This window comes from Planctomycetaceae bacterium, assembly GCA_041398825.1.
In the GTDB taxonomy this organism is placed as follows: Bacteria; Planctomycetota; Planctomycetia; order Planctomycetales; family Planctomycetaceae; genus F1-80-MAGs062.
On the sequence record JAWKTX010000020.1, the window covers coordinates 32,220 to 46,231 of the forward strand.

Consider the following 14,012-nt stretch of genomic DNA (forward strand, 5'->3'; position numbering starts at 1 on the left):
GATTCTAATCGGGCACGAATTCCCGAAAGACAAAGCCGGGTTATCGAACCAGCCTGACCGACCCGGTCATCTGTTCGAGCACCGGGCGCAAATCGGTCAGTTCATGATCCGTTCCCTGCCACCAGACCAGCAGGGAGAAATCCAGGGTTCTCACACAGCTGACAGATGCGCCGTTGATAAGTTCGAGGCAACTGAATTCAACATCGCGAGAATCGGCGGGAAGTCCGGCAACGCTCCCGGATTTTTCATATTCGTCAATGTCCTGGTATTCATCCCGGAAAGCTTCCAGCCAGGAGGCCACAACATCGCGAGGCAACGGACAGTCCCGCAGCAGACGAATGACCCAGAACGAGCTGCCGTCGGCATTGACCGTGACTTCGACATCACCGCTTTCGTCCACTTCTTCGCTAATGGACCAAATATCAGGATATTCAAAGCTGATACCGTGCGCTTCGTACCGATTCAGACAGCCAGACACATCGAGTGCCATGACACCAACCCTATCCATTGACCAGCCGAACTCAGACAAATTCAGCGTTAACAAAATTTCGAACGACATGACCGCATCCACACCGGCAGGATACCGAGTGTCGAATGGCCTCACAAAGGGGTCCATCGCTGGTTGAAACAAAACACCGATTTTGGATTGGGAATTGTGCCCGAATTGGCTGGGCCGTACACTCAACACAAAGAAATCGCGACCCGCAACCTTCCTCATGCGCAGCGTCAATCTTCCAATGCTCCCGACTCCCGGAAACTCAGACCGCCGATCATTCCTCGCCGAGGCCGGCGGAGGAGCAGGCCTGCTGGCATTCACATCATTAGCCCTGGCCGATCAGCCGAACGATGCTCCACAGCCAGTACGCACCCATTTCCCCGCCCGGGCGAAACGGGTGATCTGGCTGTTCATGCATGGTGGCCCGAGTCACGTCGATCTGTTCGACCATAAACCGGCTCTGACAAAGTATTCCGGCAAGCCGCTTCCAGACAGTTTCGGCCCTGTGATGACCCGTAGAGATGTCGCACGCAATCCATTGCTGGCTCCCATCCGACGGTTCAGACCTCGCGGCAAATCAGGCGTGCTTGTCAGCGACTTTCTTCCGCATATTTCCGAATGCATCGATGATATCTGCGTTGTGAAGTCGCTTCACGGGGATAGCGTCAACCATCCTCAGGCTGTCTACCAGATGAATACCGGCAGCATTCTGATGGGAAACCCCAGTGTGGGAAGCTGGGTTGCCTATGGTTTGGGTTCAGAAAACCAGGATATGCCATCTTTTATTGTGATGCCCGATCCCGGGGGCGGACTAAAAGGCGGACCGACCGCGTGGAGCAGCGGTTACCTGCCAGCATCGTACCAGGGCGTCACTGTCAGATCCGGCTCGTCACCAATTATCGATCTGCAACCTGCGGGCGAGATCACGACAGATCAGCAGGTTCGCAATCTGAAACTGATCCAGGCATTGAATCAGCAACATTTGCAGCACCGAGACAACGACGATCAGCTCAACGCGCGAATTCGCGCTTACGAAATGGCTTTTCGAATGCAGTCCCGCGCGCCGGAACTGGTGGACATCAGTCGGGAAACCCAAACCACAATCAGAATGTACGGGATCGACAAAAAGGAAACGCGCGAATTCGGAATGCGATGCCTGCTCGCACGCCGCATGGCGGAACGGGGAGTTCGATTTATTCAGCTGTATTCCGGAGATACAAATGGCTGGGACGCCCATTCCGATGTCGACAAGAATCATTCGGAATATTGTCAAAAAACCGATCAGCCCGTCGCCGCATTGCTGAAAGATCTAAAACAACGCGGACTACTTGAAGACACACTGGTTATCTGGGGTGGTGAATTCGGCAGAATGCCGATGAGCGAGCAGGGACGGGGCCGGGATCACAATCCCTGGGGCTACTGTGCATGGCTGGCAGGGGCTGGTGTCTCCGGCGGCCGTACATTCGGAGAAACAGATGACATTGGTCTGAGAGCGGAAGTCAACCGCGTATCCGTCAACGATTTCCACGCGTCCTTACTGCATCTGATGGGAATCAATCACAACGAACTGACACACTTCCATAACGGTCTCGACAAACGTCTGACGGGACCGGACGAAGCGCACGTCATCCATGAGATGATTAGCTGACAAGAAAATCGGACGTACCGCTGTCGACACGTCAGATTCAACTTCACGCTGCTCGCAGATCATGTCCGCTATTATCCGTGTCCACTATCGCCCGTGCGGCAAGATCAACCCCCGCTCGATCAGCCATTCAAGCGATTGCTTTTGCCACTCGTCCCACATAGCGCCACGGTATCCATTCAGGCCGTGACCACCAGACGGTAACTGAAGGAACTTCGACGGGACCCTGGCCGCAATGAGTGCATCCGACAAGGCCTGACTGTTCGAAATCGGTACCGGCACATCATCAACCGCGTGAGCCAGAAACACGGGGGGTGTCTGGTCCGTGACCTGTTTCTCACTGGAGAACGAGTCGATTAATTCCTGTGATGGATTTTCTCCCAGCAGGTTCCTGCGTGAACCACGATGAGTCTGATCGTCCATCGTGACCACCGGATAGACGAGAACTGCAAAATCCGGTCGACAGCTGAATTGATCAACCCTATCCGAAGAACTTTTGTTGCCGGAATCAAAATGGGTTGCGGCAGTTGAAGCCAGATGCCCCCCCGCCGAAAAACCCATTATCCCAATCTGTTTTGGGTTGATCTGCCATTCCGGTGCGTGCAACCGGACTAAACGAATGGCGCGCTGAGCATCCAGGAGCGGCACAAATGGTCGACCTCCCGGCAGTCGGTATTCCAGCACAACTCCTGCAACTCCGTGCTGGTTCAACCAGGCGGCGATGCCATGACCTTCAGGTCCGGTAACCAAGCCGCCGTAACCTCCCCCTGGACAAATAACAATGGCCGAACCATTGGATTTCTCCGGCAAATGAATCGTGATCTTCGCATCTGATGTCTCAAAGGTTCCATCTCCGTTTGGAGCCTTATCCGGCCACAGCTTAATGGGGAATGGATCCCGACGTTTGTCTTCCGCCAGTTCCCCGGGCTGCCTCGGCAGCAAAAGACTCGACAACACCTGGGCGTAAATACGATGCCCGAAATCATTGGGATGATTGACTCCATTGCCCGTGAGATCATGGTCACTCTTGCGTTTGAGCATCTCCGTCCAGATCGACGTCATGTCGGCCAGGGCCACACCCGGACCAACCAGGCTGGCAAGTGCGTCGCGGTATTGCGGGAACAGATCCTGCCTGAGCGCCACCCATTCGGGATTTCCCAGCATCGTGGCCACAAGAATGAACTCCGCATCCGGCACAGATGCACGGATGGAATTCATCATCTGCAAAGTGTTAGCTTTGTATTCCTCTGCAGAACGACCAGAGGAATCATTCATCCCGAACGCCAGAATCACCAGATCCGGGTTCGCTGCAATCACATCCCCGGCACGAGTCAAGCCCCAGGGTGTCGAAGTACCACCAACCGCGAGATTCGTCAGCGCAACTTCGGCGGATGTGCTTTTCCTTAAATGCTCCAGAAGTATGTCCTGGTACGGAGGCTGCCATGGACTGGCCCCTGCCCAGCCGGACGCATTGCAACCCGTGGAAATACTGTCGCCCAGCAACACAATCGAAACAGGTTTCCTTTGCAGCAGCTTCTGAGTGGTTTTTGGCAATGCAGCGGGATCATACGAAGGCACAACCGTGGGCCATGATTCTGCTGAGTGTCGGTAGCTGACACAGACCTGCATCTGGTGATACTCATCCGCCGCCCCAAACAGAATTTCTCCATTTCCGTCGCGACGGGTCAGGCGGTACTTTTGAGTTCCGGGTTCACGGCGCAGCTGTTCGGCAGTCACCGACGGAATACCTGATCCTTTGGGCAGCAGGATCTCCCGCGAACCCACCGTGACAATATAGTCGCGACCTTCTTCGAACGGTTTCGCATCTTTTATGTGCCAGTCTATTGCCCGCTCCACTCTGGAGACTTCCTGAACCGGAAACAGCAAACTCGCTCGAGCTTCCCCGGACTCCGGATCGCGAATGAACAACACCGATTCGCCGTCGACTCGATTACCCAGCCAGAATGGATTCATGATCGACGCATCATATTGCCAGGCATTCGAGACAGATGGCATTTCATCCGCCTGCACTGCTGCTGAACAGACACGAAGCAGACTGACTGCGCAGCAGGCGGTGATGACAAAAAATGTTCTCATCTCAGCTCTTTCCTGTTCGAATTTCCAAACATGCAATTGCGTGATTTCATGAATGTGACGCATGATGGTTATCATTGTTTGATGCGTGACACAACTCATTATGCCACTCTCACCGGAACACACAAAATGCTCCGACCTGTCGTTTCGTTCTTCCTTCTGGCCACATTGATTCATCCCATCAGTGTAGCCGCTGACGACATCATCTGGGTCGAAGGCGAGGACGCTGTCGCAGACAACATGCGAGATCATGGATGGTATAACTCTGTCCGAAAGACCGAACTTTCCGGCGGGAACTGGCTGTCGCACTTCGCTCCGGGTGAGATGCCCGTCGCCCGATATGAATTCAGGACGACCGAAGCAGGTGAATATGATTTCTGGCTGAGAGTAAATCCGGTGGCTGCAGGTCTTGGCATCCGCCTGAACAATGGAAACTGGCAGGCCATTTCGCTTCAAAAGAATGAACAGAATCTCAACATTGCCAGTGACGGCAAACCAGACCTGCGGTTTGTTGCATGGGTTCATGCCGACAAGCTGAAGCTTGAGAATGGTAAAAACATACTGGAGATTCGCTTCGAAAGCAGGAACAACAATCATGGGGGACTCGACTGTTTCGTCCTCAGTCGATCAGGCTTTCTGCCGCAGGGAAACCGAAAACCAGGTGAGAAACTGGGGCTGGCCGATCCAGGCATGTGGGCATTCGAGCCTGACCGCGATTCGTTCTCCGCAGAATCGTTACTTGATCTTTCTTACCTGAACGATAAGCCAGCGGGCCGAAACGGCCGCATTCGCCGGTCGACTGACGGGGCGGATCTGGTGGATGGATCAGGGAATCCCATCCGATTCTGGGCGGTCAACACAACCGTACATCATCGGGATGACATGGCCATCATCGATGAACATGCTCGATGGCTGGCCAAACGAGGAGTGAACATGGTCCGCCACCATGGTCACCTTGCACCGGGCTCCGGGTCAAAACTGTCGGAAGTCAACCAGAAGGATATCGATGCCGCCTGGCGGCTGGTTGCTGCCATGAGAAAACAGGGAATCTATGTCACAATTTCGCCCTACTGGGCCGTCAGTGTGAAACCACAGCCCGCATGGGGATTGAAAGACGCCGGAGGTGAAAACCTCACGGGTCTGATCTTTTTTGATACGCAGCTTCAGGCCGCCTACAAATCCTGGCTGAGAGCACTACTGAGTCCACCCAACCCGCACACAGGCATTCCTCTTGCGGAAGATCCTGCTGTGGCCCTGTTTCAAATTCAAAACGAAGACAGCCTGTTGTTCTGGACGGAATCGTCCATCGGCAGTGCACAACGCGAACAACTGGCAAGGCATTTTGCGGCATGGCTGCGGAAGAAATATGGATCGCTTGCAGCCGCAACGTCAGCCTGGGGCGGACCCGCCGGAATCCGGGGAGACGACTTTGAAAACAGCGTCGTGATGCCCCAGCAAATCTGGCATCTTACACAAACACAATCTGGCGCGATGTCAGCCCGGCTCAACGATCAACTTGAGTTCTACACGCAGCTGATGTACGACTTCAATGCAGAAATCGCGCGGTTCCTGAAAGATGAGATCGGCTACACCGGACTGATCAATGCCGGAAACTGGCGAACTGCGGATTCCGCACGACTGCTGGATGCAGAAAGATATTCCTACACAGCAAACGACGTGATCGGAGTCAATCGTTATTACAACGGCGGACAACATATCAATCCGACAGACAAGCATAAGGCCGGCTACCTGATCAGCGAGGGCGATCTCTTCAGCAGCGAATCCGCGTTGAAACGCCCATGGGATTTCCCCCTAGCACTGCGACAGGTAGAAGGGCATCCCATGATCATTTCTGAAAGCGCCTGGGTCCCGCCTTTGCGATATCAAAGTGAAGGACCATTTCTGGTTTCCACTTACAGTTCACTGACGGGATTCGACATCTTTTACTGGTTTTCAACAGAAGATGTCGGATTCGGAGCTCCCATCGAAAAGTGGCAGCTGAGCACGCCTGCCCAACTGGGCATGTTTCCCGCCGCTGCGCTGATGTTCAGACAGGGTTACATTCGAAAAGGCGAACCGGTATTCATCGAACACCGTGAACTGAAAGATGTGTGGGCTCGCAGGTCTCCTCTTCTGCCCGAAGAATCCGGATTCGACCCCAATCGCGATCAGCGTTCCCCGGCCACCAGTGCGGAAGCGGCAGCGCAGGGGCGAATCACACCTTTGGCATATCTCGCCGGTGGCGTTGAAGTCAACTTTGGAGGCGGGCAGAATCAAATGGTGGATCTCAGCCAGTACATCGACAACGATCGCAGGACTGTTCGGAGCACGACAAATGAGTTGTTGTGGGACTACGGCGAAGGCACCTGTTTGCTGATGACAGCCAAAGCTCAGGGGTTCACCGGAAACCTGTCCACCGCCGAGTCCTATGACTGTGGAGACTTAAGGATCAGGGGACGAAACAGGTACGCAACCATCCTTGCAGTCGCCACCGACCAGAACGATCTCAAGGATTCCTCTCGTGTGCTGATTCAGGTGGGAACAGTGGCTCGGCCATTCGGATGGAGAACCTCGACAAGCGATGGAACAGAACGGATCACTAACCGGGGAGGCAGTCCATGGAACATTGAAAACACAGACGCTCAGATTGAATTGAGAAATACGAAACTCAGCCGTGCCACGCAGCTCGACGCAAACGGACTTCCCATCAAAGAGCTTGCTCTGACAAAGACAGGAGTCGGGGTCTCTCTAACCCTGCCAGCCGATGCTATGTATCTCCTGCTCCGGTGAAAATCACCGAATCCAGGACGCCCCGGAAGCCCTGGAGGCCAGTGCCCGGCGCAGAAACTGTTCGACATCGCGCTCGAATGGCGAGGTCGTCAGCAGAGTACTGCAACCGGCCTCCAGTAAAACAGGCAGCAGTTCTGCGTGTTCGCTGTGACCAATCGCAATCGACGGCACAGACATCTGACCGCTCAGGAAGCGCAGAACAGTGAGGGATTCGGCCGCCCTGCTGACGAGGTCAAAGACCACTCCACACACACTGGCCATATTCAGTTGTTCCCGAACATCGCGCAGGGAGTGACATGATGTGCAGCGGATCGCCAAGTTCAGTTGTCCACTGGACTGGATCTGGAGTGACAATGCTCCGGAAAATTCGGTGCCGGTTTCCACGACCAGCACGGACTGATCACGCCACTGTGGAACATACTTTGACCAGCGACGACGCAGCTCACCTGAATCTGCCATGGCACTCATCCATCAAGAACAGATTCTTCGGGATACGCCACTTCGTCGTCATCAAAGATCGAATCGTCCGTCTTCAGATCCATTTCCCAAATCGAATCCATCCGACTGGTTTGTGATCCCTCGTCCGCAAAATCCAGCGTGTTAAACGGCGTCGAGGGACCCTGCTTCGCAGTTTCCTGAAGACCAGATCCCTCGACTCTTGGCAGTCTCAGGATGGTTGGACACCTCACTTCATGCCCCCGGACCTGGACAGTCATTTCAGGCCACGAGTCAGATCGAGTCAGAAATTCAGTGCCCTGCTCTGTCACGAGGACCGTGTCTCCCATCATGGAGACATCAACCGATGGATGCCAGAAAATGGGTACGGGACCAGTCAGGACGAAGGGATTCTCGGGCGTCAGCTGATGTTCACTGGATCTGTAGCCTGTGATGTCTGCCTGGTCAGCCATCTGCCATTCATCCGGGACGCCAAACTTTTCATAGATGCGATGGACACGGGGCCAGATTTCATTCAGAGGTCTGCCGTGACGACTGAAGAAGATGCCAGTCCCGTGAATCAATACGGCCTTCTGGCATGCCTCCAGCAGTTCCGGTGGGACGCGATCCAGAACGACTGTGCGCGTCATCGCCACATGCAATCCCCACCGACGAGCCACACAACTCACTGAAGCATACGATTCGATGGCATCCTCACCAAAACCCCAGTGGCGATATCGCTGATTGCGACCATCCGCGCAGACCTGAATCCGAATCGGGAGAACCGTTCGTTTGATAAGCCGATGACTGAGTTCACCAGCGACAGCCGCTTCGGTTGTGCCGCGGGTCACGTTTCTGGCTGTCAATTCCACAGCATGAACCAGAACCCTTGCGAGACGCCGCAGGCGATCGACTTCCAGTTCTGTTAAAGGCAAACGAACGGAGGCGATTCTTCTGGCAGCGCTGCGTGTACCCTCCGCGCCGGAATCACTAATGACTTTTCGACCACGCGAAAGATCATCCACAAGTGCCGTATGTGGCTGGTACCATTCGCGTTGCTTCAGCTGAAAGCCCAGTCCAAACGCTTCTCGTTCGAAAATCATGGTCGAATCAACTGCATTTGTCGCAAACAATCTCGCTTCCGGCGTGATAAACAAACTGGTCTGGTAGGGATCCGTTGCGAACCGAGTCACATCCGCCCCGGCAGCAAACCAGGCGATATTGGCAGGATCCTGAAGCAGCAGAGCATCAGCTCCAACCTCCGTCAGAAGGGAGCGAACTCGATCGTGTTTGAGTTCAACATCCGCAAGACGCTGTGGGTCCTGCACAAGATGTCGCCGGCGTCGAGATTCATCTGCCATTTGCCAAATACCTGCTCTTAAGCCTGATTCAATCATCCCTCACTTGAGACACTGGGAAGACTGACCAACTGCGGTAACAAATACAGCTGTTCCACCAGGACGGCCTCACACTTGCGGTGCTTTCTTTTTACGCAGTTTTCTGCCAGGCCTCAACTGTCTTGTTCGACGTGGCACCCATTTTGTGCATTGCGATTGATGTCACACAATCCTAGCCCATCAAATGCCTGCGCGCCCGCCGGAGACGCTTATCTGGAAGGTCTGCTACGAGCGAAACTGCTCAAGTTCACTTCCAACCGCCAGTCTCAGCTGAATTATCGTCAGACCCGGTCTTTTCTGACACATTTCAAACCGGTTGATGCAATCAGGATGCCAGCCTACGATGTTGAGTTGGAATCTGAATACCGTCGTTTGTCGCCAGACTCTGTTCGAAACATGCCGTACGTCATCTGCCATTCTCAACCGATCACTCTCCAGATGCCCGCTGATCCCCGCAAAAGTTACCCCACGCGCGCTCGTCGCACTTCTATTGGCATGGGCACTTGCCTGTTAGTCCTGCTGGCCATGCAGGGCCCCGGGGTCTTTGCAGCCGGGCTGGATGCCGGAGCTGCAGAATTCGTTCGCGAAGGACTGAACCAGTTCATGCGGGGTGACTTTACGAGTTCGGAAGAGCAGTTTGCTGAAGCCGAAAAGCTGGCCCCCGAAGATACAATCGTCGCCTACGACCGAGCCTGCGCTCTGATGAAAACAGGTGACACTGACACCGCGAAACCATTGTTCCTGAAGGCAGCAATGTCCAGTGATCAGAACATTGCCAGTCGATCTCACTACAACCTCGGATGCATGATTGCAGAGCAGGGAAGAACGGCTCTTGGCGGAAACCCGATCGAAGCGACCCAAAAACAACGTGACCAGGGAATCAATCTGCTGCTGAAAGCCGTGGGACACTATCGTGATTGCCTTCGAATCAATCCGGAACATCCGGACGCTCGACACAATCTCGAATTGATCCGAATGTTCATCAAACACATTCAATCGCAATGGGAACAGCTCGATCAGCAGAAGGAACAGCCTGAGCAAGATCTGGCCTCGCTTCTGAAACAGATCATGCGCCAACAAGACGCCGTGCGCACCAACGTCATTGAATTGATACGGACGACCGACACAAGCGATCCGTCAGATCCGAACCGCCACCAGCAGGCCACGCAAGCCGAATCCGTCGCACAGGAGACCCTGTCGAAAGATATTGAACCCCTGAAACAGAAAATCACTGAAACATTCGCCGCGGCAAACCAGCAACAGTCGGCACATCCGCAGGGTTCCCCGTCCGTGGCAGGCGATGAAGATGCAGAATCGGAGCAATTGGCCAAACTCTCGGAAGCGATGCTCAGTCTTGCCGATGAGACCTTTCAGCAAATGACGGCCGCCAGCCGCAAACTTCTGGAAGGTGACCTCACCAGGGCGGAACAGCTGCAACGTACATCGCTCGATCGTCTGGATGATATGAATCTGGTCATCAGTTCATTCCCACAACTCGTTCAACAGTCGTTGTCCCATCAACGCAAGCTCGCCGACTTCTCCAGGGACACAAAAGATCCTGGCGTTGTCAGCGACATCGACATCCTGAATCAGGCATGGAAGCAGTCGCAAGTCACAAAATGGGCCGCAGTCATGAAACTGAAGGCCGAGGCAGAACTGCCTTCGCTTGAGAATCAGGTTGCCGCAGCCCACCCGGCATCCACGGATGAACTGTCTGAAGATTCGCCGGATGGTGCGGACGAATCTCAGTCCGATAATGGCGTCGAGACAGCCACAGTCGAAGACAGCGCAGAAGCTGCTCAACAGCAACTGTCGAACCTGATGGCCGCCATGAAGAAAGCCATCGAACTTTCTCCCCTGATCCAGGAGGAATCGCAGACCGCAACAAGCCATCTGCAAACCGGCGATCTACCGTCCGCATTCCCTCATCAGGAAGAAGCCTACGCACGTTTGAAGGAAATCGCAGATCTTTTGCCCCCCCAGGAAGAACAACAGCAGAATCCAGATCAGCAGAACTCAGATCAGGATAAGGAAGAACAGCAAAAACAGGATGATTCCGGCAACCCGGATCAGGATCAATCCGGTGACGGCAACGATTCAGAGAAGAATCAACAGCAGGATTCGAATCAGCAATCCGGCAGCGATGATCAAGGCGGCGACCAGCAGAAAAATGACAGATCTGATCAACAACAGAGTTCTGAGAACAAGACAGACTCATCGGAACAACGTGCGATGTCGGTGTTGCGAATGGCCCGAGAACGGGAACGCCAACATCGTGAACTGCAGAAAAAACTTCAACAAATGATCGGTGGACGCGCACCTGTAGAACGTGACTGGTGACTTCGAACAATGCAGCCCTTTCACTCCAATCAACCTGGAATCTACCGTTTCGCAACAATCCTGTTTCTTTGCACACAGGGGATTTTGTCTGCAAGCCTCTACGCCGCAGTTCAAAAGCCAGAGCTGATTGTTGAGATCGACAAGGACAGCATTTACGAGGGTGAGTCGATCGTTTATCGCCTCACACTGAATCATGTTGAGAATCCTTCCGCGCCTCAGCTTCCCGAGTCATCAGATTTTCAAATTGAGCCACTCGGCGAACAATCGCTCGACTCTCATCAGATCTCAATTATCAACGGACGTCGGTCGGAGATAATCCGACGCGGACGTCAGTACAATTATCGACTGACACCCCTGAAAGCTGGTACGCTGACGATTCCGTCACCTACTGCCAACATCCATGGTGAAGTTCTTGCGGGCGACGAAGTCACAATTCGAGTGATTGCCCCGGAACGACAGGACGATGTGATTCTGGAAGTGAAGTCAGACCGCGATGTGGTCTACCCGATGCAGCCGTTCAGGATCACACTGACCATCCTGGTGAGAGATCTTCCCGGAGCATTCGCAGCGCGAGACCCGTTAACCGTTCAACCACGGCCTCCAGTCTTGAGCGTGCCATGGCTGAATGACGAACAAATTCCGGACGGACTGGAACCCGTCGAATCCTGGAGAGAGATTCTTGAACCTTTGATTAGTCAGCGCGGTCATGGCGTGCAGGTGAACAATATCGGGACGAGCAGCGTTTTTTCACTTTTCAATGACAATTCCACGGGCTTCCATCCCAAACCCGAACGCACCGAACGACTCGATTCCAGTGGCAACAACGCTGGATACTGGCAATACAAACTCAGCCGCCGCTTCATCCCAAAACAAATCGGCAAATTCACAATTCCTGCCAGCACCCTGAAAGGAACCTTTGCCCTGGAAGTCGAAAACGGACAACTCCTGGGCGAACAACGCTACGTCATCGCTCCGGCAATCGACATCACCGTCAAAGATGTGCCAACGGAAGGGAGACCCCAGTCCTACATCGGGGCGGTAGGCTCTTTTGAAGTGTCAGCGAAACTCAATCCAGTCGACGCTCGCGTTGGCGACCCGATGACGTTTTCACTGACGATCATCGGGCAGGGAACACTGGATTCCATTCGACCTCCGGACCTTGACGCAATTCCCGAAATCGCGTCTTCGTTCCGCACTTACGAAGCGACGCAGTCAACTGACGGAAACAGTCGACAATTCACCTGGTCGCTGCGACCACTGAACCAGGACACCAGAGAATTCCCGTCCATCTCCGTCTCGTATTTTGATGTCGATTCAGAAGAGTACCGCACGCTGAACACTCCAGCGATACCCGTCACAATTTCTGAAGCCCCGGAACTTTCTTCAACGGATATCGTGGCGGGGGCATCAAACAACGACGGCACCACCAGCGAATTGATGAAGACCCGCGAAGGTGGCCTCTTTGCAAATGACATCGATGTGAGATCCATGAAAGATGAATCGATTCATCCGACCCGATGGGTGATGACCTGGACGACAATGATTTGCGTCTGGGCCGCATCGACGATCATCATCCGCCGAAGAAAGAGGCTCTTCGCTGATCCAGCAGTACTCCGCCGTCAGGGGGCGTTCGAAAGAGCCCGATCACGACTCGACGAAGCACGTCTTCAGGCAAACCGCGGAGAGCCGGGCGGTGCGAGAGATTCCGCAAGACGTTCCGTCGTAACATTCGTGGCCGATCACTTTGATCTGCCGGAAACAGGCCTGACACAAAGCGACATCCGCCAGCGATTAAGAACAGCAGACATAGACGACGCACTGCAAGACAGTATTCAGGAATTCCTGAATGAATGTGATGCGGCGCGATATGGTGCCGCCAGCCGGGAAACCGGTCCTCTGCTGGAACAAGCCGATTCTATTCTGAACGCCCTCGCCAAAGGGCTTCGCCGATCAACATTGGTTTTGATGGCCGCGTGTTGCCTGATCAACTTCATCGGTTGCTCATCGCAGTTAGATGCTGAGAGCTCCCTGAGAATTCAAAACATCGAACAGTCTTTTTCGGAAGCATCCACTCCCGAAGAATTCAGCCAGGTGGCCGTCAGGTACCAGGAAATCATTGAAACTGGATTCCGGTCAGGTGCCATTTTTTACAACCAGGGCAACGCCTGGATGCGGGCAAACCAGCGAGGTCGTGCAGTCGCCGCCTGGCGTCAGGCACAGCGCTACCGACCACGTGATCCCTATCTGACGGCCAACCTGCAGTCCGCACTGTCAGGTCTGCCTGGAAATCCTTCTGTCTTTGCACATCGCGGGGTGCTGGACGATGTTCTGTTCTGGCAGCATTGGCTTAGCTACCCCGAGAAGTTCGTCGCCACGACTCTTTTCCTGATGACGGTTCTGGCACTGAGTCTGCTGAAGACCTGTCAGCCTTCCTGGAAATTCCTCACGCCGCCAATTCTGGGCAGCCTGATGTTACTGGCCATGTCTGCCGTGTCTCTGGCAAACGACTGGAACAATGCTCATCAGATTCGTCACGGCGTGGTCACCACTGAACAAATCGCCCGAAAAGGAAATTCTGAAACCTTCGAACCGGCCTTCACCACTCCATTGTTGGATGGTATGGAATTCACAGTACTCGAACAGCGATCCGATTGGTTACACATCCAGTTGAATTCGGCAACGGAATCTACTTCGACAGCAACCAGTGCGTGGATCCCCTTAAAGGCCGCTGTCCTTTATTGAGGTGGGCGTTCCCTCTGCGCAACACCACTCGCCACCAGTGAACGGACTTTATCGGCCGCACTGAAATCACAGA

The 14,012-nt window shown here is 54.1% G+C and carries 8 protein-coding genes; 4 read left to right on the top strand and 4 right to left on the bottom strand.

What is annotated here, in order from left to right; genetic code table 11:
- Window positions 1-40: 40 nt before the first annotated feature.
- Window positions 41-559: a hypothetical protein gene (locus R3C20_24405; GenBank protein MEZ6043652.1), complete on the bottom strand. Its 519-nt coding sequence runs from the start codon at window positions 557-559 to the stop codon at window positions 41-43.
- Window positions 560-716: 157 nt separating this feature from the next.
- Here R3C20_24405 and R3C20_24410 point away from each other — a divergent pair, with 157 nt between their 5' ends.
- On the top strand, window positions 717-2,144 hold the full coding sequence (locus tag R3C20_24410; protein ID MEZ6043653.1) for a DUF1501 domain-containing protein: 1,428 nt from the start codon (window positions 717-719) through the stop codon (window positions 2,142-2,144).
- An 84-nt stretch (window positions 2,145-2,228) separates the two neighbouring features.
- Here R3C20_24410 and R3C20_24415 read toward each other — a convergent pair whose 3' ends face one another.
- A complete protein-coding gene (locus R3C20_24415) occupies window positions 2,229-4,238 on the bottom strand; it encodes a GDSL-type esterase/lipase family protein (protein MEZ6043654.1) in 2,010 nt (669 codons plus the stop codon).
- A 126-nt stretch (window positions 4,239-4,364) separates the two neighbouring features.
- Here R3C20_24415 and R3C20_24420 point away from each other — a divergent pair, with 126 nt between their 5' ends.
- Entirely contained in the window at window positions 4,365-7,025 is a 2,661-nt protein-coding gene (locus tag R3C20_24420; GenBank protein ID MEZ6043655.1) for a hypothetical protein, read from the top strand.
- 3 nt (window positions 7,026-7,028) lie between these two features.
- Here R3C20_24420 and R3C20_24425 read toward each other — a convergent pair whose 3' ends face one another.
- The gene (locus tag R3C20_24425) at window positions 7,029-7,484 is read right to left on the bottom strand and encodes a hypothetical protein (GenBank protein MEZ6043656.1); all 456 of its coding nucleotides are present in this window, start codon (window positions 7,482-7,484) and stop codon (window positions 7,029-7,031) included.
- 5 nt (window positions 7,485-7,489) lie between these two features.
- Window positions 7,490-8,821 carry a M24 family metallopeptidase gene (locus tag R3C20_24430; GenBank protein ID MEZ6043657.1) on the bottom strand — a complete coding sequence of 444 codons (1,332 nt, stop codon included), beginning with the start codon at window positions 8,819-8,821 and terminating at the stop codon, window positions 7,490-7,492.
- A 195-nt stretch (window positions 8,822-9,016) separates the two neighbouring features.
- On the opposite strand from R3C20_24430, the gene R3C20_24435 reads away from it, so the two are divergent.
- Window positions 9,017-11,197 (top strand): hypothetical protein, encoded by a 2,181-nt coding sequence (locus R3C20_24435; GenBank protein MEZ6043658.1) that lies wholly within the window; start codon window positions 9,017-9,019, stop codon window positions 11,195-11,197.
- 9 nt (window positions 11,198-11,206) lie between these two features.
- Window positions 11,207-13,939 (top strand): BatD family protein, encoded by a 2,733-nt coding sequence (locus R3C20_24440; GenBank protein ID MEZ6043659.1) that lies wholly within the window; start codon window positions 11,207-11,209, stop codon window positions 13,937-13,939.
- Window positions 13,940-14,012: the final 73 nt, after the last annotated feature.